This window comes from Gemmatimonadaceae bacterium, from assembly GCA_019752115.1.
Taxonomy (GTDB): Bacteria; Gemmatimonadota; Gemmatimonadetes; order Gemmatimonadales; family Gemmatimonadaceae; genus Gemmatimonas.
The window spans coordinates 1-19523 of the sequence record JAIEMN010000068.1 but is presented as its reverse complement, the minus strand read 5'-3'; the positions used below and the strand labels follow the sequence as shown (position 1 = coordinate 19523).

Annotated in this window: 15 protein-coding genes; 5 read left to right on the top strand and 10 right to left on the bottom strand. The window is 67.4% G+C overall.

Annotation, left to right across the window (positions count from 1 at the left end; genetic code table 11):
• Positions 1-9: 9 nt before the first annotated feature.
• Positions 10-3783: a carboxypeptidase-like regulatory domain-containing protein gene (locus K2R93_20760; GenBank protein ID MBY0492284.1), complete on the bottom strand. Its 3774-nt coding sequence runs from the start codon at positions 3781-3783 to the stop codon at positions 10-12.
• A 251-nt stretch (positions 3784-4034) separates the two neighbouring features.
• Here K2R93_20760 and K2R93_20755 point away from each other — a divergent pair, with 251 nt between their 5' ends.
• A complete protein-coding gene (locus tag K2R93_20755) occupies positions 4035-4778 on the top strand; it encodes a hypothetical protein (protein ID MBY0492283.1) in 744 nt (247 codons plus the stop codon).
• On the opposite strand, the gene bchJ is transcribed toward K2R93_20755, so the two are convergent.
• From bchJ to K2R93_20730, 5 genes are all read right to left on the bottom strand, one after another.
• On the bottom strand, positions 4765-5421 hold the full coding sequence (bchJ, locus tag K2R93_20750; GenBank protein MBY0492282.1) for a bacteriochlorophyll 4-vinyl reductase: 657 nt from the start codon (positions 5419-5421) through the stop codon (positions 4765-4767). The two genes, K2R93_20755 and bchJ, sit on opposite strands and share 14 nt — an antisense overlap.
• Positions 5369-6793: an oxygen-independent coproporphyrinogen III oxidase gene (gene hemN / locus K2R93_20745; protein MBY0492281.1), complete on the bottom strand. Its 1425-nt coding sequence runs from the start codon at positions 6791-6793 to the stop codon at positions 5369-5371. The genes bchJ and hemN overlap by 53 nt, the downstream gene beginning before the upstream one ends.
• Positions 6783-8384 carry a magnesium-protoporphyrin IX monomethyl ester anaerobic oxidative cyclase gene (gene bchE / locus K2R93_20740; protein ID MBY0492280.1) on the bottom strand — a complete coding sequence of 534 codons (1602 nt, stop codon included), beginning with the start codon at positions 8382-8384 and terminating at the stop codon, positions 6783-6785. The genes hemN and bchE overlap by 11 nt, the downstream gene beginning before the upstream one ends.
• 270 nt (positions 8385-8654) lie before the next feature.
• Positions 8655-10376, bottom strand: coding sequence for a M28 family peptidase (locus K2R93_20735; protein MBY0492279.1), 1722 nt, complete (start codon positions 10374-10376; stop codon positions 8655-8657).
• Positions 10377-10422: 46 nt separating this feature from the next.
• Positions 10423-10998 (bottom strand): hypothetical protein, encoded by a 576-nt coding sequence (locus tag K2R93_20730; GenBank protein MBY0492278.1) that lies wholly within the window; start codon positions 10996-10998, stop codon positions 10423-10425.
• A 373-nt stretch (positions 10999-11371) separates the two neighbouring features.
• On the opposite strand from K2R93_20730, the gene aroF reads away from it, so the two are divergent.
• The 4 genes from aroF (at position 11372) to K2R93_20710 (ending at position 14531) form a co-directional block, all read left to right on the top strand.
• The gene (aroF, locus tag K2R93_20725; GenBank protein MBY0492277.1) at positions 11372-12421 is read left to right on the top strand and encodes a 3-deoxy-7-phosphoheptulonate synthase; all 1050 of its coding nucleotides are present in this window, start codon (positions 11372-11374) and stop codon (positions 12419-12421) included.
• Entirely contained in the window at positions 12418-12711 is a 294-nt protein-coding gene (locus tag K2R93_20720) for a chorismate mutase (GenBank protein ID MBY0492276.1), read from the top strand. Before aroF ends, K2R93_20720 begins: the two co-directional genes overlap by 4 nt.
• Positions 12712-12819: 108 nt before the next feature.
• Positions 12820-13617, top strand: a complete 798-nt coding sequence (locus K2R93_20715; GenBank protein ID MBY0492275.1) for a hypothetical protein — start codon at positions 12820-12822, stop codon at positions 13615-13617.
• On the top strand, positions 13617-14531 hold the full coding sequence (locus K2R93_20710; protein ID MBY0492274.1) for a hypothetical protein: 915 nt from the start codon (positions 13617-13619) through the stop codon (positions 14529-14531). Before K2R93_20715 ends, K2R93_20710 begins: the two co-directional genes overlap by 1 nt.
• Before the next feature lie 150 nt (positions 14532-14681).
• On the opposite strand, the gene K2R93_20705 is transcribed toward K2R93_20710, so the two are convergent.
• The 4 genes from K2R93_20705 to K2R93_20690 all read right to left on the bottom strand — a co-directional run bounded on the left by K2R93_20705 (position 14682) and on the right by K2R93_20690 (position 19310).
• Positions 14682-15704 (bottom strand): hypothetical protein, encoded by a 1023-nt coding sequence (locus K2R93_20705; GenBank protein MBY0492273.1) that lies wholly within the window; start codon positions 15702-15704, stop codon positions 14682-14684.
• A complete protein-coding gene (locus K2R93_20700) occupies positions 15701-17245 on the bottom strand; it encodes a HAMP domain-containing protein (GenBank protein MBY0492272.1) in 1545 nt (514 codons plus the stop codon). The genes K2R93_20705 and K2R93_20700 overlap by 4 nt, the downstream gene beginning before the upstream one ends.
• A gap of 5 nt (positions 17246-17250) precedes the next feature.
• Positions 17251-17937 (bottom strand): response regulator transcription factor, encoded by a 687-nt coding sequence (locus K2R93_20695; GenBank protein MBY0492271.1) that lies wholly within the window; start codon positions 17935-17937, stop codon positions 17251-17253.
• 182 nt (positions 17938-18119) lie between these two features.
• Positions 18120-19310, bottom strand: a complete 1191-nt coding sequence (locus K2R93_20690; GenBank protein ID MBY0492270.1) for a UvrB/UvrC motif-containing protein — start codon at positions 19308-19310, stop codon at positions 18120-18122.
• Positions 19311-19523: the final 213 nt, after the last annotated feature.

The following is a 19523-nucleotide window of genomic DNA, read 5'->3' as shown; positions in this document are numbered from 1 at the left end:
GCGGCCACGTCAGTCGCCGTTCCGCGAGATCGACACGTTCTGATTGCCGCCCTCGCCACCCACGCGCGGGCGGTTGTGCTTGAGGGGCACGGGATAGCCGAACTGCCACTGGCTGTTCTTGCGCTGCTCCGCCGTGACGCGGCTGATGTTGTCCACGAAGGGCACCAGCTGGCGCTGCTGCGGCTGCAGGATGGGCAGAATGAGATCGACCTGTTCCCAGAAGATCGGCCAGTAGAGCTTGGTCGTGGCCTGCACGGTATCGAGCGACGCCTTGCCGGCCGCCCCGCCGGGCTGACTGGCGAGGAACTGCGCGAGGGGCACGTAGAGCCCGCGGATGCGCGCCGAATACACACTGTCGGCCTTGAGCAGCTGAGTGATCTGATCCTTCGTAAGGAAGAGCGAGTCGCTTTCGGCGAGCAGCAGGCGGTGGATGTTCGACGTGCGGCTCAGGTAGAGATCGGCGATGGAATCGGCGCTGCGGCGCGTCCACGTCTTCTTGCCATTCTCGGTCACGCGCACGGGCTCGATCGCCCGGCGGAGTGTCTGCAGATCGAACGGCGTGGAGAGATCCACCGAGAAGTCCACGACGACGCGGAACGGCACGCGCGAAAGCGTGCGGAAGGCGCGTGTATCACCGAAGCGCGGGTTCACGTCGTAGCGGAAGCGCTGTGCCTGCGCGTCGAAGCTGCGCGGCAGGAGCAGGACCGGATCGGGCTGCGCCGCCGTGCCCCAGCCGCGCAGGTTGTCCGCGCCGTGCAGCAGCTGATCGAGCCCGGCAAGTGGATTCTCGAAGACCACGTTCATGGTGATGTTGTGGCGCCCGATCGGCGGGATGTTGGGCTGCAGCATGAGGTTCATCTGCTGCGTCCAGGGGCCACGGCAGCTCTGACGGCCAGCGACCTGTCCCATCTGTGTGGTCAGACACTGGCGGATATTCGCGGGCGCCGAGGCGAGCAGGGCCTGCATCTGCGCGCGTGTGGTGGCGTCGGCTTCGGTGGCCACATTGGGCACGAAGGCCCGGTCGTTCGGCCGGCCATCGCCATCCACGTCGCCGCGCACCAGCGGCGTGAACGGGGTGCCCGACTGGAAGCGCGTGAACATCGTCAGCGCGCCGACCTTGGGGATCCCCACGCCGGCCTGCGCCACGAACGCATGGCGCGCATCGTTCTGCCCGGCGGCCCACTGCTTCGTGAACGGATCGCCAAAGTTTCCGCCGTCGGCACCGCGGAACTGCTGACGCACCTGCTGAATGGTGTAGCCGACCTGGAACATCACCGGCGGCGGGCCTTTGGCGCCGCGAAAGATTTCCGGCTGAATGGTCGTCGTGAGCTGGCTGCCGTAGCCGCGCAGGTCGCTCGTGCGCAGTGCAACACGACCGTAGTCGGTGCTGCGGCGCGACTCGCGGGCCGACACCGCCCCGCTGGCCGCGTCGATCCCGGCGGTGCTCACGTACATCGGCCGATTCCCTTCACCGGCCAGCGCGAAGCGCGGCGTGTTGCTGAAGTTGGCGTCGAGCGTGCTGGGCTGGCTCAGGTCGTAGCTGGCAAGACCGTCCACGCGCACCATCAAGTTCTTGATGCTGCTCGCCCAGCCGAGTGACGCGCGCCAGCTGCGGGGCACGTCGAACTTGGGGTCTACGAGTGTCACACTCGATGCACGCTCGGCGAGAGCGCCGGCGCCGTTCGCACAGCTCGCGGGGGCCACGGCCGCGCCGCTCGCGAGGGCGTTCCAGTCGGGCACGGGGACCGCACTGCCCACGCAGGTGAGGGCAATGGTGCTCCCCGCGAGCCCGGCGTTGGCCATCGCATCGGCGAGGGTGCCGGGCTTGTAGAGATCGCGGAACTCGCCGACGCCACCGCGGATGATCCCCATGGTGTTGCGGTACCACGACCCCACGTTCGTGCTCATCTGCCCGCTGCCATTGCGGCGATCACGCGAATAGGTGTAGCTGAAGCCTGCGCGCGGCGAGAGGTGCAGGCGGCTGGGGGCGACGCCGGTCTGCACGCCGAGCGCCTGTTCCAGGGCCGCGTTCTGCGGCGGCGCGCTGCCGAACCAGCTGCCTTCGAGCCGCGCGCCGTAGAGCACGTTGAAGAACTGGTTCTTGTTCCACTGATGCGAGAACGCGGCGGCCGCGTTGTAGCTGCTCGCCTCCCGGGTAGGTTGCTGCAGCACGCGCGCGTACGATGCCGGGCGGTTGGCCGCGAGGTCGGCAATGGAGTTGTAGGTGTAGGAGCCGAGCGCATTGGGCATCCCCTGCTGGGTGAGGCCGTCGCCGCGCCCCCAGAGGGAGGTCTTGAAGCGATGCGTACGCCCCTGCGCATTCCACACCATCTCGTTCGCGCCTTCGACGGTCCAGCGCGAATCGTCCACCGCCAGGAACGGGTTGCCGCCGAGTTGCAGCGCCACGATATCACTGGCGGCGGCATCGGACGCCGAGCGTGCGAGCACCGTCGCACCCGGGGTGCTGAGGTACGGCGTCGTCCGATCGGTCACGCGGCTCGCGGCGAGGCGGTTCTGCATGAGGGTGTAGAAGCCCGTGCCGATGTACTGGCTCTGCACGAACTGCGCGCCGATGGTCTGCTGCTGTGACTTGCCACCGGCCGCGGGCGCCGCCAGCGGACCAAAGCCCAGCGCGCCTTCGGTGCTGCGCGCCGCATACGACGTGAGCGTGAGCGTGCGCAGCGTATCGCGCACATCGTCGAGGCGCCCGAGCCAGGTCACGTTCTCCTGGACGCGCTGCGAGGGGACGCCGGCGCCCAACACCGGCAGGCCCAGCGCGCTCGCGACCTGCTGGACGCGCTGCGCCGAGTCGGGTGAGAGACCCGCGCGACGCAGCGCGCCCAGATCGCCGGCGATGAGCGTGGTCGGATCGCTCACCGTGCGGCCGACATCGAGCGCCATGTTGTACGTGAGGGTGCGGCGAATCGCTTCGCCATCGGCGCCGACGCTGGCGCGGAAGCCGCCGGTGGTGAGTCCGAGGGAGCGGCCCACGGCGTCGGTCGCCTGCAGCTGCGGCGCGTTGAGCGTCGCATAGACGTTGCGGTTCTGATAGTTGCGATCACCGGCCCCCAGGCGCACATCGATGTTCGCTCCGGCAAAGCCGCCGCGTGTGGCATCGAAGGTGGCGCCGCTCACGCGCACATCGGCCTTGGCCGCGCGCGGCAGCGATCCGCCGGGGAGTGCCATGCCGTTGAGCGTCGTGAGATTGCTCGACGTGCTCGCCCCCAGCATGGCGGGACCACCCGGTGTCATGGTGACGCCCGGAATGGTGCCGGCGATGGTGTTGAGATTCCCCGCCTGATTGGGGCTCACGCGCCCCTCGACCCCCTGACTGTACGTTTCGGCGGCGCCCACCTCCCGCTGATACGGGCTCGCCACCTGCGCTTCGGCGCGCTCGGGGCGCTTGGCCTTCACGTTGACGGCGGCGAGGAGGGCGAGGTCGCGCCCCATGGTGAAGTCGGCCACGAGCTCGCGTTCGGTCCCCACGCGCTCGACGCGGCGCCGGGCCGCGCGAAAGCCGGTCGCACTGACGTGGACGAGATAGTCACCCGTCCCGGGGTCGAAACGCAGACTGTAGCGCCCAGCCGAATCGGTGAGGGTCTGCTGGACGAGGCGATCGGGGCCGCGGGTGATGCTGACCGTGGCGCCAACGAGCGAGCGACTGGAATCGTCGAGCACGCGGCCGCGTACAACGTCGGCCTGCGCATGCGCCACGCGGGCGCTCAAGAGGAGGACGGCCGCCGCGAGGGCGGGGCCGAGCCGGGAATGGTGAGGGCGTGCCATGCCGGATACGACGCGAGTTGTGCCGGAATGGTTGCAGGGGGGCCGTTACTTTGGCGCGATTGGACCTGCCGTGCGGAGGGGCGGAGACGCTGGGTAACGGAGGAGGACTGCGTCGGTTCACTCCGTTCCTTTGCCGCTCCGCCCCTCCGCACGGCAGGTGCAGCGCAAGTAACGCGGTTGACCCGCCGTCAGACTCCCGGCGTTAATTCAGTATGCGAATTCGTTCACTACTCCGGCGTAGTCGTTCGACCTTGGCCGTTAGCAGCCTCTGCGCGCTCGTTGCGGCGGAGATGTCGGCACAGGCGGCCCCGGCCGATACGAACCCCGGCAAGTGGATCATGCCCGGCGATTCGTTGCTGCGTGGCGCACGCGTGGCGACCGGGACGTTTCGCTATCTGCTCACCGCCTATAAGGACGGTGATGAGTTCAACGTCGGGCGCATTCAGGACCAGATCAGCGTGGACACCGCCGATGGGGCGGTGCGTCTGGTGCGGGTGCAGCGGCTGGAGCGGGGGACGCAGCGGGTCATCGATTCCACGTGGACCGACTTCGCCACGCTAATGCCAAGGCGTCACCGGTCGGAGCAGCCGCAGCGGCGCATCGGGATCGACTTCGCCGGGAAGAAGATCAAGGCCACCATCGGCCAGCCCGGCGCGGTGCCGGCGGTGATCGACACGACGCTCAAGCTGGCGGTGTTCGACTCGGGGAACTGGGATCTGTTGCTGCGCGCGCTGCCGCTCGAGAAGGGGCTGCGGGTGCGCTTTCTGGTGTACGACACCGATGCGGGCGTGCACGAGTATCGTCTGGCTGTGACCGGCACCGCGCAGATTCAGGGCGAAGAGGCGTACATCGTGCGGTTTGCGCTCTCCCGCACGAGTGAAGCGTTCGTGTGGATGAGCACCACCACGCGCGAGTTCCTGCAGATGGAGACGATGCTCGCCGGCAACACGCTGCTACGGCAGGTGCGTGTGCGCGAGCCGGCTACAGGTCGCTGATCCGGAAGCGGCAGCACTGCCCGCCGTGCGCGTGGCACTCCACCTCGCGCACGCGGGCACGTCGTGACACGAGCGTGGTCACCAGCCGTTCGAAGGTGCCGGCGTAGAAATCACAGACCGGTCCCTCGGCGGCGAGCCCACGGCACATCGCGCAGGCGTGAAACGTCAGTTCGACTTCATGACCGAGGTGGCGCACGGTGAAGGTGCCGCTGCCGGCGAAGGTCCACGCATGCGCCATCATCGATTGCAGCAGCAGCGACAGCCCGGCGCGCTTGGGCATCGCGCGGATGAGCCACTGGGCCACGCGCGGAATGCGGTTGGCGAGCAGATAGTCGCCTGTACGCACCCCCGCTTCGTGCAGGATGACCGTGGAGGGTGCTTCGCCCAGGCGCCCCACGACGTGCGTGGTGAGCGCGAGCGCCTCTGCTTCGGGCACCATGTGCTGCGGCAGCGTTGCGAGCGTGTAGCCGGTCGCCTCCTTCACCAGCGCTTCGGCACGCAGGTCGCCAAGGCGCTCGGTGAGCACCCTGGCGACCTGAATGATGGCGTTCGGACCGATCAGCGCCGGGGCCACCCGCGGCGCGTCGGTGTCAGACGGCGCGGGAGAAGCGCCGAGGGCCGTCGGTCGCGCTACGATAAGCATCGAGAGCAAAAGCGAGATTACGGAGGAAGAAGCGGCCGAGCGGGGTCACGCTCACCCGATCCGACTCGATGGTGATGAAGCCATCCTCCACGAACGGGGTGTAGCGGTCGAGCAAGGCGTTCACATCACCCGGGACGAGCGCGAATGGCAGCTCGGCGTTGCACATCAGATGCGAGATGGCCGTGCTGCGCACGCGGTCGTCGCTGCTCATGATGTGCCCGCGCGAGACCGGCAGATGGCCGGCATCGATGGCGCGCTGCCAGCCACCGAGCTCCGGCTCATTCTGCACGAACCACCCGTTCACCTCGGAGATGGAGCTCACGCCGACGCCCAGCAGCGATTCGCCGCTCCGCGTGGTGTAGCCCATGAAGTTCCGGTGCAGCGTGCCGCTGTTGTACGCCTGCGTGAGCGGGTCACTCCCCTTGGCAAAGTGGTCGATACCGATCCACTCGTAGCCGCTGTCGAGGAAGCGGCGCACCGCCCCCTGAAAGAGTGCGAACCGTTCCCAGCTCACCGGCAACGCCGATTCATCGATGCGCTTCTGATGCGCGCGCATCCAGGGCACATGGGCATAGCCAAAGCAGGCGACGCGATCGGGGTCGAAACTCAGCGCCCCGTCGATGGTGCGGGCGAAGCGCTCCGGGGTCTGATGCGGCAGTCCGTAGATGAGGTCGAGATTGAGCCCGGTGAAGCCTTCTTCGCGCGCCATTTCCACGGCATCGCGGACGAGCGACTCGGGCTGCACGCGGCCGATGGCCTCCTGCACGACCGGATCGAGATCCTGCACGCCGTAGCTGATGCGGCTGAAGCCCAACTCGCGGAAGGTGCGGAGCTGCTCACGCGAGACGAGGCGCGGGTCGGCCTCGACCGAGTGTTCGGTATTGGCATCGAACGCAAAGACATCGCCGAGCATGCGGAACGCCGCTTCGATCTGCCGGTTGCCGAGGAAGTTGGGCGTGCCACCACCCCAGTGCATTTCCACCACGCGCGGCTTGCCGCCCATGGCCTGCTGCAGCATCCCCAGCTCCTGGCGCAAGCGCGTGAGGTAGCGCTCCACAATCTCTTCGCGCGTCGTGACGGTGGCGTTGCAGCCGCAGTAGAGGCAGCGGGACGCGCAGAACGGGAGGTGCACATACAGGGCCAGCGGCGCGTCGGTTGTGCCGAGCGTGCCGAGGTGTGCGTGCCAGTTCGTCGCGTCCACCCCGCCGGTCCAGTCGGGGACTGCTGGATAACTCGTGTAGCGCGGCCCCGGCACGTCATAGCGGGCGAGCAACGCCTGCGAGACGGTGGGCACGCGCTCATGCTCCATCACCCCGCGGCAGAACAGCGACGCGGGGCGTTCGTTACGGGGCAACAGGAGTTCAGCAGGCACGGACGGCTTCCTCTTCTTGTGGCCGTGGAGCGCCATGCCCCAGGACCGGCACACTTCCCGCAAAATCGACATCGGCGGCCAGCTCCGGCCGCGCCTCGGACATCGTTCGCAGCTCCTCGCGCGTGAACACCCGCTCCTCGTCAAATCCGAAGTCGGCTTCCAGGCCGCTGCCGTTGAACTTGAGGCGCTCGAGGTCGTAGAACTTCTTGCTCACGGTCGTCTTCGCGAACGCCCGCAGGCAGCCGCGCAGATACTTCCGCTTGAACGGATCCTTCTGCCAGGGATAGCTCAGGAACGCCTTCTTGGCGTAGAAGCGTGCGTAGTTCCGCAGCACGCCCTTGAGCACCTGATCGCGCGTCATCGCGTCGGGCTGGATGATCGGCGTGACGAAGTTGTACTTGGAGTAGTCGCGCACTTCGACGCGATCGCCGAGCTCCTGGAAGAGCTCCGCAAAGGGCCATGGCGTGTACATGTTCCAGTTCGCCATGTCCGGCTCCCAGTCCTGCGAGTACTTGTACGTCTCCTCGATCGTCTCGGGCGTTTCGTTCTCGAGGCCAATGATGAACTGCGCCTCGGCGATCATCCCGGCTTCCTTGAGGAGGCGGATGGCGCGCTTGTTCTGCTCGAGCGTGGTCTGCTTGCGGAACCGATCGAGCTTGAGCTGCGCGGCGGCTTCGGTGCCGAGCGAGACGTGTACGAGCCCCGCCTTGCGATAGAGCGGGAGCTCCTTTTCGTCGCGCAGGATATCGGTGACGCGAGTGTTGATCCCCCACGTGACCGGCAGATTGCGCTCGATGAGCGCTTCGCAGAGCGCGATGAACTTCTTCTTGTTGATCGTGGGTTCTTCATCGGCCAAGATGAAGAAGCCGACGTTGTGCTCGCGGACCAGCGTTTCGATTTCGTCGACGAACTTCTTCGGGTCGCGCGTGCGGTACTTGCGCCAGAACTTCCACTGCGAGCAGAAGCGGCAGGTGAAGGGGCAGCCGCGCGCAAAGTTCGGCACGGCCACGCGACAATTGAGCGGGATATAGATGTACTTGTCCCACTCCAGGAGCGACCAGTCGGGGGTGAGCGAGTCGAGATCGGCGATCACCGGGCGCGCCGGGGTGGCGATCACCTGCCCGTTATCGACGAACGCGATCCCCTTGATCTCGCGACGCTTCTCAAGGACGGTGCCGTCCTGGATGGCAAGCATCAGCTCACTGATGATCTCTTCGCGCTCGCCGCGGACGATGTAGTCGATCCACGGCGCCTCGGAGAACACCTGCTGATACATGAACGTGGGGTGGATCCCGCCCAGGATGGTATGGACGTTGGGATTCACCTCGCGCGCAACCTGCAGGGTGCGCTGCGCCTGGAAGATCATCGGCGTGATCGCCGTGGCGAGCACCGCGTCCGGCTTGAGCTCGCGGAGCTTCTGCGCGAGCGCGTCGTCGCTGATGTGGTTCGTCATCGCGTCGACGAACGTGATGTCCGTGAAGCCGGCCGCCTTGAGCGCGCCGCCGATGTAGGCGACCCATCCCGGGGGCCAATTGCCAGCGATCTCGGCACCGCCGGCATGGTAGTTGGGCTGCACGAACACCAGACGCATCTGCGCGCTCCGCTGAGGGGGGGAAATTGGACACCTCAGGATGCACTATGACCGCCGGGTCTATCTGCCGGGGGGAGCGCTTGGACTGTGTAAAGGATTCGCTTACAGGGGGGTCAGTCGCATTTCCTTATGCAATTGCTCGGGATTGGTTGAACTGCTCGCACAGAGGTCACAGCGGACCACAGCGCTCACAGGGAATCCTGCATTCAATCAATGCGGTTCTCGGTGACCCCTGTGGCTCTCTGTGTCCTCTGTGCGAGATGTTCTCCCTTACTTGAGAACTGGAACGGCGCGCCGTACCCGGTCCTGCGCCTTGCTGATATCCGCCGCCAGATCGATCGGCCCGACGGTGATGTCGGTGATTTTGGCGATCGCCGCCAGGTAGTAGTCGCGCCAGACCTCCAGCACGTGCTGTTCGTCGGCGACCGTCGCGCCCTTGGCGATGGTATCGCGGGAGAGCTGCGCCTGCGTCGCGAGGGTGCGCTCGGCGACCTGCGTGAGCTCGGCCAGGGCTGCCTTGGTGATGGCGGCGGAGCCATCGGCGAGCAGCAGCCCCGTGCTGAGTGCGCACACCCCCACGTTGGCGAGTGAGCTGGCGCTGACCATCTCGATGCGATCGAGATCGGTGTGGTAGAACTGGTCGGTGAAGTGCCAGAGCAGCACGGCCGGGATCTGCGCGTTGAGGAAGGGCGTGTGATCACTGCCGCCTTCGAACGGGTTGGCCTTCACGACCCACTTGGTGGTCCTGGCGCGATCGAGGCAGCGCTGGCGCACGAAGTCGTTGAACCAGTAGGCGCGGATCTCCTTCTCGGCGATCGCGCGGCCGCCCCACTCGGTATGCTGGTCTTCGCCGCGCACCCACACCGCGCTCGGGTCGGGCATCTTTTCGATCAGGAACGTGCCGCCGGTCTTCTCGGTGTTCTCGCCCACCATGTCGAGCGACATCCCCCACTTCACGCCGGCGCGGCGCACGGAGTCTTCCTTGAGGAAGCGGTCGGTGCTGCGGATCTCGTCGCCCCAGAGGAAGGTCACCGTACGCTGCGGGTTGGCGAGGCCGCGCTTCACGAGATCGGCGGCGACGCGCGCCATTTCGGCGAGCGCCCCCACGCCGGTGGCGTTGTCGTTGGCGCCGGGCTCCTGCACGTGCGCCGAGTACACGAAGCGCTCGGCGGGCGTGGTGCGACCACGAATTTCGGCGACCACGGTCCGCTCGGGTCGATTCTCGAAGAGCGTCTTCACGAGGGCGGTGACTTTCACCGGACCCGCTGCGAGGGCGGCGCGCAGCGTGTCGGCGCTCTGCTTGGAGACCCAGATCGTCCAGCCGTTGCGGATGGTGTCACGCGGGACGCTGGTGAACTGAATGGCGCGCGCATTCTTGGACTGCTGGTTGTACTCCGGCAGCTTCTGCGTGTTGAGCACGCCAATCGCACCCTTCTGCATGGCGCGCGGGAAGACCTGCCGCGCCTGGCCGGTGCTGAAGACGATCTTGCCGGTGACATCCATCTTGGCAAAGTCGGCGTCGGTGCCGGCGCCCACGTCAACGAGATCGGCCGTGATGCCACCCTCGGGCGTCGAGCCCGAGTTGATGGCGATCATGTTCAGGTTGGTGGCGAACGCTTGCAGCGGCGTGCTTCGTCCCACGATGCCGAGCCGCGCGTCGACCGGTGTCCAGGCGGGCTGGGCCATGGGGCGCGACTCCACGCGGTACACGAGGCGCGCGGTGGGTGGCGCACTGTCCTCGCGCACGTAGCCCGCGGCGCGGAGCAGCGCGGCCACGGTATCGATGGCATTGTCGAAGCCGCGATTCCCGGGCAGCCGGAAGAAGCGCTGCACATAGTCCACGGTGGTGAAGGCGCGTTGCCCATCCATGCGGGCGGCGATCGCCTGACTGAGCGGCGTGAGGGCCGTGCTGGTCTGCGCTGCAACGCGCGTCGTGGCCGTGGCCAGAAGGGCGAGGGCCACGGCGGTTGGCCGTGCAAGAAAATGAGTCATCCTTGGAAGGTTGACGCCCTGCGCTGACCTGTCGAGGGGCCGGCGCTCAGTCCGGCCGACTCACCACCAGAAACCGCGTCCAGTTGGCCGGCATGTCTTCGATGAAGCGCGCGATAATCGTGAGCCCGTACCGACTGGCGGCTACATCGCTCGCCACCGCGCCCCGCGTGCGGTCGGTGCCGGCGGCCACATCGCGCGCGGCCCCGGCGGTGTCCTCGTGCGGCACGGCGGTGAGCCAGTCGTGGCGCGCCAGAAAGAAGCGACACTGCGCGAGTGCCGCGGGATGACTGTGGATGGTGCGCAGCGACTCGACGGCCACGCCGGGCTGCGCCATCAGACACAGATGCACCGGCACCTTGAGCTCCGTGCGCTTGACCACGAGGCGCCCGACCTGATCGAGGGCGGCGCGCGCGATGTGCACGGGTCCGATGATGGCGTTCTCCACGGGAATCACCGCGAAGTCCGTGTCCCCATCGATCACGCGCTGCAAGGCGGCCTCGAAGGTGGCGCTCGGCACGGCCTGCGCGCCCTGCGGCCACTGCTGTTGAATGGCGAGTTCACTGAACGCGCCCAGCTCTCCCTGAAAGGCCACGCGCGGTGGGCGCGGAAGGGGCATGTGCATCATGCCAATATGGTGGGCAGTTCGGGTAAACCGATAACAGCGCCGCAACGGCACAGGGTATCACACCGGCGATCCGGGACGAGATGCGCGTCACCACGCCACTTGTCCCGAGCCACGTGTTGACAGCCGCGCCGACCACGCGTAGCGTGCGGATGTGATCCGCTTTCTCGCCGCCGCCCGATTTTATTATCGCCGACCCGCATGGGCCCCCGGCGATTTTGGCGTGCGCAGCTAAGAGCTGACGTTCCCGTCGCGAGGCCCGTGCGAATACGCGCGGGCCTTTTTTGGGCTTCGGGGGGCTGCGCCCCCCTCCGCGAGCTCCGCGGAGTTTATGGAAGCCCTTCCTCACTCTCCGTGCCCTCGACGAAGCCCTATGATCATCGTCACCACCCCTGGCATCACTCCCGACGCGCTCGACCGCATTCTCCAGCACGTCGAGGCCGCCGGCTTGCGCACCCACGTTTCGCGCGGCGAACACCGCACCATCGTGGGGTGCATCGGTGATGACGGCGCGCTTTCCGAGCACGGGCTGACGCAGCTCGAGGGTGTCGATCGCGTGATGCCGGTGCTCAAGCCGTACAAGCTCGCCTCGCGTGAGTTCTCAGTGGGCGATACGGCGATTCGTCTGGGCGATCCGGCGGACACGGTGATCGGTGGCCGCGACATCGTCGTGATGGCGGGCCCGTGCTCGGTGGAGGGGCGCGCCATGCTCTTCGAAACGGCGCACGCGGTGCAGGCGGCGGGGGCGCGACTGCTGCGCGGCGGCGCCTTCAAGCCGCGATCGAGTCCGTATGCCTTTCAGGGGATGGGCGAAGTGGGACTTGAACTGCTCGCCGAGGTGCGTGCGGAAACGGGAATGCCGATCGTGACCGAAGTGATGGATCCGCGGCAGGTGGAGCTCGTGGCGCGTTACGCCGATGTCCTGCAGATCGGCGCGCGCAACATGCAGAACTTCCCGTTGCTGAGCGAAGTCGGAACGGTGCAGCGCCCGGTGCTGCTCAAGCGTGGGCTGAGTGGCACCATTACCGAACTCCTCATGGCCGCCGAGTATGTGATGGCGCAGGGGAACGGCGATGTGATGCTGTGTGAACGCGGGATCCGCACCTACGAAACGGCCACGCGCAATACGATGGACGTCGCGGCCATTCCGGTGCTCAAGCGCGAGACGCACCTTCCGGTGATCGTGGACCCGAGTCATGCCGGTGGGCGCGCGCATCTCGTGACGCCGCTCGCGCTGGCGGCGATCGCCGCCGGTGCCGATGGCCTGATCGTGGAGGTCCATCCGGATCCCGCGTGTGCGAAGAGCGATGGCGAGCAGAGTCTCACGCCGAACGCGTTCGCGCAGATGATGGACGCGGTGGCGCGCGTGGCCGACGCGGTGGGCCGTGGTGCGCCGTGGCGTCAACCGACGGAGGTGGCATGACGCCCGCCGATGTTCAGGAGCTGGCGAGTGTGCGCGCCGAAATCGAAGCCGTGGATGCGACGATCGTGGCGGCGCTCGCGCAGCGCATGGCGCTCGCTCGGGCGGTGCGGGGGGTGAAGGCGCGCGCGGGGCAGCCGGTGCTGGATCCCGCGCGTGAGGCGGATGTGGTGGCGCGGGTGGGCGCCCGTGCGCGGGCCGCGGGACTGCCGGAAGACGACGTCCGGGCACTGTACTGGCACATCATGGCGATGGCGCGCCGGACGCAGCTGTCTATTCCAAAATCCGAGTAGCAGTCTCATCGGTACGTCTCGTCCCAATATTGAACTTTTATTCATGGAGACGCACCGTTGAGTCGCACGCGGCTGGGCCTCTTGCCCAGCCATCGACTCGGAGGCGCAATGCAGGGCGGACATCGGATGCAGCGACTGCTGGGAACCGTCTTGCTCGTAGCGGCGGCGATGCCCCTGCGGGCGCAGAGTACGGCGGCCAAGCGCGACACCACGAAGGCGTCGGTGAAGGCGCCGAGCACCGCGCCGACCAAAGCGCCGGCGGCCACGACCGCGAAGCCCAGCAGCACGACGGCGAAGCCGGCAACGACGACGGCGAAGCCCGGTAGCACGACTGCCAAGCCGGCAACGACGGCGCCCACGTCGGCGCCCACGGCCACGCGGTCCGCGCCCTCGACCCGTGCCGCGACCTCGCATGCCCCAATCGGGAAGCCGGCACCGTTCGACGAAGGCGGCTCGGCGTTGTACGGTGGACTCGCCGCCGCGTCGCTGTCATTCAATGCCGGCCCCATGGCCGGCTTCGCCTGGCGGAGGCCGTTGGTGGCGGCGCCCCTGTCGCTGCGCGCGGATGTCGCCGGCTCGTATCACACCCAACCCACCACGGTGAGTGGCCTCAAGGCCGCCACGCTCATCCATGCGGGCGCCAGTGCCGGACTCGAGCTGACGATGCGCCGCGGGCCGGGGATGCGGCCATATGTCGGCGGGGCGGTGGGGCTCTATCGCTTCCAGGCGAGCGGTTTGGCGGGCAAGGCCGCCATCAACGCCGGTGACATCTTCGCCTCGACAACGGATGTGGCGGGGATCGCGACGCTCGGCGTGCGACTGAACGCGCGCCTGTTTGTCGAAGGCCGCTACATCACCGTCGGTGACTTCACCTCAATGCCGATCAGCGTGGGGGTCCGATTCTGATGCGACGCCAGCTTGCGGTGGGATTGATGATGCTCGCGACCGCGGTGGCGGCGTGCAGCGGCGGCGACAAGATCGTCGGTGCGAATGGCGAAACCGTGGTGCCAACGACTGCGCTCAACCCGAATGACTCGCTCTTTCTGGTGAACTTCATGAGTGCCGGAGCCTGGGGGCTCATGAAGCAGATGCGCGGCATCGCGAACATGCAGGTGACGGGATTTGGCAGCACACGGCCGGCCTGCACGCCACAGGCGATCATCGGTGGGCTCGATGCAAACGGCAACGGCGTCCCGGATGATCAGACGACGACCTATGCCGCCACCAGCTGCAGCTTCCTGAGCGGCGGCGCCAACACGACCGCTTCGGGCTCGTTCCGCCTGCAGGACCTGGGCACGCTCTACGGCTATCGGGTGACGTACAACAACTACGTCCTCACGGCCACGAAGGGGGATTCGGTAATCAGCTCCACGCTGAACGGCAGTGTGGAGTATCGCTATGCGAGCGGTACGAGCGGGTCCTCCGCCGACAACACCACGTTGGTGGTGCGCTCGCAGTCCTCTGCGGGCAGCGTGACGCTGACACGCACCGCCGCCCTGGCGGGCGCATTGACCCCCAGCAGCGGCACGTTCAGCATCGCGACGTACCCTGGAGCCTCAATGACCGTGAACGGCACGCTGAGCATTCAGCTGGCGCTCACGGGGAATGCGGTGCAGGCGGGTTATCCGGCGAACAGCACGTTCAACATTGCCGTTGCCACCAGCACCGCACTGTCGAGTCCGAGCAGTTGCCTCAGCAATCCGGCGTTCACCACCGGCACCCTCACCGGCGTGCTGACGGGGACGTGGCAGGCCAACCTGCGGATGACGTATACGTCGTGCGGGTCGGGGGCGGCGGAGGCGCCGGGGACCAAGCGATAGAACGGCGTATACGTGTTGCGCATACGTGTTGCGCATACGTGTTGCGCATACGTGTTGCGCATACGTGTTGCGCATACGTGGGGCGTATACGTGGGGCGTATACGTGGGGCGTATACGTGGGGCGGGAACGGCGGGTGGCTCGAACGGCCGTTAGCCGATGGGTTTGCGCCTGGCTTGGGGTACGACGGCTTTGCCGAGCGTTCCGCGATCGCTGCCGAACCAGATCGTATGGGTGGTCTTGTCGTAGACCATATGCCGCACCGTGTTCGGGGCGGCGGGGCCGAGTTTGGTTTCGCCGAAAAAGGTGTTCGTTGTGGGATCGAAGCCGATCAGCTTGTTGGGCTGGCTGCCGGTCTCCACGAACCAGAGGCGGTCGTACTCGTCCACCGTCATCGCGTAGGGGAGTGACGTGCCGCCGCCGGGCATGGGCCATTCCTTGACCATGCCGCTCGTGGGATCGAGGCGGCCGAGGTAGCCGCGTGAGTAGTCGCCGTACCAGATGGCGCCATCGCTCGTAAGGGCGATCCGGCGAGGGCGGGCGCGTTCGTCGGGTAACGGGTACTCGCGCACGCGCAGGCTCACGGGATCGATCGTACCGATCTTGTTGGTGCCGAAGAGATCAAACCACGGGCGGCCACGCTTGTCGATCACGATGCCGTAGGGGCGGCTCTTGGGGGTGGGCATCGTGGCGAGTCGGACCTCACCGGTACTCTTGGTGAGATGCCCGACCATGTTGCTGTTCTGCAGCGTGAACCAGAGGTTTCCCTGCGCATCGAACGCGATCGTGTGCGGGTCCCTGGCCTCGGCTGTGGGCATGGGGTACGTCGTGATCTTCCCCGTCTTGCCGTCGATGCGGCCGATCGTGCCGTTGCGGTTGCCGGTGAACCATGCGTCGCCCTGCGGGTCCACGTTCACCGTGTGGGGATTCGTGCCGGGCTCGATTTCGAAGCGCTCGAACTTCTGCGTCTTCTGATCGAAGCGCGCGACATAGTTGCCTTCCTGGCCGACAAACCAGATGCGTCCCTGCGCGTCCACACTGGGATCACGCGGGCGCGTCTCGGCGCCCCAGGGCACGTTCCACTCCGTGAGGGCGACGGTATCGGCCTTGGTGCTCTGGGCCGCGAGCGCGGCTGGCACGAGGAATGGCAGCAGGGGAAGCAGGCGACGCGTCATGCGGCGGGTTCTCCAGGGGCGGGAAGCGGGAGCCGGACTTCGAACGTGGCACCACCGGCGGTGTCGAGCAAGCTGATGCGCCCACCGTGCGCGTGGGCGATGGCTTCGGCGATGGCGAGCCCGAGCCCGGCGCCACTGCGCGCGCGGGACTCGGCGCTGTCGTCGCCGTGCACAAAGCGCTGAAAGAGCCGCGGGCGCAGCGACGGCGGCACGCCGGGCCCGTCATCGCTCACCAGCAGGCGCGCCTCACGCCCGTCACGCGCGACCGACACGCGTACGGTGGTGTGTGGCGGTGCGTGTTTGAGCGCGTTGTCGAGCAGGTTGAGCAGCAAGCGCCCGAGCAGCGCCTCGTCGCCGCTCACCGTGATGGCGAGCTCCGGCGCCTCGGCAGTGACGGTCACGTGGCGTGACTCGGTGAGCGAGCGCATGCGACGAATGGCATCGAGCACCAGTTCATCGAGTGCGACGGGACGTCGTGCCACCGTGCTGCGGCCGGCATCGACGCGGGCGAGCAGGAAGAGATCATCGACGATCTGCGTGAGGTGCACGGACTCGTCACGAATGACCGTGAGGGCCTCGCGGTACTCCGCCTCACTCCGCGACTGGCGCCGCAGCGTCACATCCGCTTCACCGCGAATGATCGCAATGGGCGTCCGCAATTCGTGGGAGGCATCGGCCACGAACTGCCGCTGGGTACTGAAGGCGAGCCCGACGCGGGCGAGCAGCTCGTTGATGATGGTGGCGAGGCGCCCGAGTTCGTCGTGCGGATTCACCACCGGCAACCGTTCGTCGAGATTGGCCGCCGAGATGAGCGCCGTGCGCGCATTGATCGCTTCGAGTGGCGCGAGGCTGCGCCGCGCGAGCGCAAAGCCGGCGACGAGTGACGCCAGCAGAAAGATCGGAATGGCGAGCAACAGCGTGGTGCGTACCTGGCGCAGCAGCAGCACATCCTCGCTTTCCGGACGCACGGCCACCACAAGCAACGTCGGCTCGCCCACCATGGCGGCGGAGAAGGGGCGGAGGCGCACGACGGCGGCCCGCGCGGGATCGTTGCCCAGGCGGATGGCGCGTACGAGCACGGTCGTATCGGCGATCTGGCCGGCTCGCGCGAGACCGCGCATCTCATCCATCACCCGGCGGACCGACGGTGGAATGACGACCGGCGCCTCGTCGCGCGCGCCCTCGCGAATCTCCGCCATGGCGCCTTCGCGTTCCTGCCGCGGCTGGCGCGCGGCCATCACCTGCTCGGCTTCGTCGGCAATGAAGATGTCGAGATCACCGGCGCGCAGCTCGCGCAGGACGGCCTGTTCGGTGGCCCCTCGCTCCTTCTCCACCTCGCCGCGATCGAGCAGCGCCTGCTGACCGGCGCGTACCGCCCCCGCCACGGCGCGCGCCGACTCGCGCACGCTCGTGACACTGCGATTCTGCAGCACCTCGGTGAGTGTGAGCCACGCGGCGCCGGCAAAGATGCACAGCGCGAGCGCGAGCACGCTCGAATTCCAGAGCGTGAGGCGTTGGAGAATGCTGGCGCGCAGCGGCACGTGGATTACGTCGCGCCCGGCGCTGTGGCCGACAGCATGTAGCCGGCGCCGCGCTTGGTGTGCAGTAGGGGCGTCCAGGGCTCACGATCGATCTTCCCACGGAGGCGGTTCATGTAGACCTCCACCGCATTGGTGAAGGGATCGTGATTGTCGTCCCACACGTGGGCCACGATTTCGGTGCGCGGTACGATGCGATCGACGTTGCGGGCGAGCAGTTCGAGGAGGGCGAACTCCTTCGCGGTGAGCACGATCGACTCACCATCACGCGTCACGGCCTGCGAGTTGAGATCGATGGCGAGATCGGCCACCGTGACGCGCGAGGCCTGCAGCTGTTCGGGGCGACGGAGCAGCGCGCGGACGCGCGCGAGGAGCTCGCCAAAGTCGAAGGGCTTGGTGAGATAGTCATCGGCGCCCGCGTCGAGCCCCATGATCCGATCGGGGACGGCATCGCGCGCGGTCAGCATGAGCACCGGGGTCCGGATGCCCCGCGACCGGAGCGCCTGCACCACCCCAAAGCCATCGAGCCCGGGGAGCATCACGTCGAGGACGATGGCATCGTAGCGATTCATCGCGGTCTGGGAGAGGGCCCGCGGGCCGTCCTCGGCGACGTCCACCGCATAGGCGTCTTCGCGCAGCCCGCGTGCCACCAGGGCGGCAAGTTTCGGGTCATCTTCGACGACGAGGAGGCGCATGATCCGGGGGACGAAAATTCCTGAATGGCTGTTAGGTTGGCGTCAGGTACGCCCAAATAGGTTCACCCCCGTATCATCGCTGCGCCAACCCAGGGGCGGGACCCGAAGCAAGCGTACGGTGATATCGAAACGGCGTGTCCGGAGCAATCCGGCGCGCCGTTTCGCCATTCCGGCGGGTTCCGTTAGCGCACCCTTAGCGTACGCGTCGGGGTGCCGGTCTGATGGGCGCCGCGGGTCCGCTTTTTCTCCTCAGGGCGCCGGCGGAACCAGCTGGCCACGAGATAGAACTCGTCGAGATCGTGGGTGGGGACGTCCGCGCCGGTCGGATCGAGCCCGCCATAGATGCGCTGCACGAGGGCGTCGAAGGCCTCCTGCTCCTCGTCGGTCCGCGGCGCCGGGACTTCGGCCCGCACGGTCCCGCGGCGGATCAGATAGACCCACTCGCGGTCCGTATGCGGGTCCCAGGCGTGATACCGGAAGGTCAGCCGGTCCACGTTGGCGTGGAAGTGCTGCAGCCGCTCGTGGAGCCATCGGACCAGCGCGAGCCGATCCCGCAGCACCCCGGCCCGCTCGAACGCGAGCGAGGCAGCGGCCTCGGTCATGGCGTGCTCCAGCTGCCGGACCGGCCCATCACTGTGGCCTTCCAGAAACGCCCGGAGCTCCTCAGCGGCCGCGCGATACGCGGCGGGCTCGCCCTCCCCGATACAGGGGCCGGCGCAGGTGCCCAGATCGTGACGCAGGCACCCGGGGGCCCGGGTGCGGCCGCCGCGCCGCGGGTTCTCCGCGTGAAACCACAGCGGGGACCGCCGGCGCGTGGCCGGCGCACCGGCGACCTCGAGATCATCCATGGTGCAATCACGAAGGCCGGTGGCCTCGGCGAGGGCGCGAACGGCATCGCGCAGCTGCGCGACCCGTCGGAAGGGGCCGAAGAGTGCAATGGCCCGCGGATCGTCGGAGCGCTGCACGACGCGCAAGCCCGGCACATGCCCCCCGGTTAGCGCCACGTAGGCGCGCGGCCACTCATCGAGCACCATCATGGCGTTGAACGGCGGCCGGTACTGCTTGATGAGCCGCAATTCGCGCAGCAGGGCACCGAACTCGGTGTTCGTGTACTCCCACTCGATCTGGAACGCATGCCGCAGAATGCGTGCGGCCTTGTTGCGACGCCCCTTCGCGCGGAAGTAGCTCAGGAGGCGCGTCCGCAGCACCCGACTCTGCCCGACATACAGCACCGTCCCGGTGGGCCCGAGCATGCGATAGACGCCGGGGCGATTCTGACACCCCTCACGCACGAGCGCGCGCAATTGCTTGCGATGCGCGGGGGTGCTTTGCGGGGGGCGGCCGTGACGGGGCTGCTCCGGCGACGTGCTCATGCTCCCGAAAATAGCCGGAAGGCCTGAGCCATGGGTGGTGAGGTGTGCGGGAACTGATCACATCCAAGGCATTCATGGGATCCGAGGCATTCGAGAATCCTTGCCCGTTCGACTCGGATGGCTTGGGTCGCCTCGGATGTCTTCTATGAGAAAGGCCAACTAGTCAAGGCCACCGTGGTGGCCTCGCGGCTGGGTCCTGCGCGAGAATCGGTG